Source organism: Oleiphilus sp. HI0079, assembly GCF_001635105.1.
Genome location: NZ_LWFT01000875.1, coordinates 1 through 795 on the forward strand (window position 1 = coordinate 1; position 795 = coordinate 795).

The following is a 795-nucleotide window of genomic DNA, read 5'->3' on the forward strand; positions in this document are numbered from 1 at the left end:
ATCGAGGTAAGGGTCGGTCGAACCTGAACGACTTAGAACAGGCGTTTCTACTTCAAGCACACTCCGCTCAAAGAAAAAAGCCCGCAACTGAGCGTACAGCTCAGCGCGGGCTTTTATAGCATCATGCGTGCAAGCAGGCTGCCACATGCAAGTACCTCAAAACTCGATTTTTGACTTAAGCCTTTAGCTCTTGGCTCGGCTAACGTAATCACCAGTTCGCGTGTCAATCTTCAACACCTCACCGATGTTAATAAACAATGGAACGTTTACCACAGCACCGGTAGTTAATGTTGCCGGCTTGGTACCGCCCTGTGCAGTATCACCTTTGAGGCCAGGATCCGTTTCAACCACTTCCAGCTCAACAAAGTTTGGTGGGGCAACCGTCAATGGCGCGCCGTTATATAGCGTAACCACATATACTTCTTGTTCTTTCAACCATTTTACTGCGTCTTCTACTGCTTTTGCATCTGCGCCGTGCTGCTCGAAAGAACCGTCCGTCATCATGAAGTGCCAGAACTCACCATCTGTGTATAGGTACTCCATGTCATGTTCCATGACATCTGCGCCCTCAAGAGACTCACCAGATTTAAAGGTACGTTCCCAGACGCGACCAGTTCGTAAGTTACGCAATTTCACTCGATTGAATGCCTGACCTTTACCCGGTTTTACATATTCGTTTTCAAGAATCGAACATGGGTCGCCATCCAGCATGACCTTCAAGCCGCCTTTAAATTCATTAGTAGAGAAATTTGCCATCTTATCACCCAATCTTTCCCGTTTTGGACGGGTCTCTAA

General features: G+C 47.5%; 1 protein-coding gene. It reads right to left on the reverse strand.

The genetic code is table 11. The features are described from left to right. Positions 1-183: 183 nt before the first annotated feature. Positions 184-756 (reverse strand): elongation factor P, encoded by a 573-nt coding sequence (efp, locus tag A3750_RS16285; protein ID WP_068456541.1) that lies wholly within the window; start codon positions 754-756, stop codon positions 184-186. Between the last annotated feature and the right edge of the window lie 39 nt (positions 757-795).

What these genes read in the sequence shown, in the direction of transcription:
- efp (WP_068456541.1), bottom strand. Translation starts at nt 756, where the DNA reads ATGGCAAATTTCTCTACTAATGAATTTAAAGGCGGCTTGAAGGTCATG.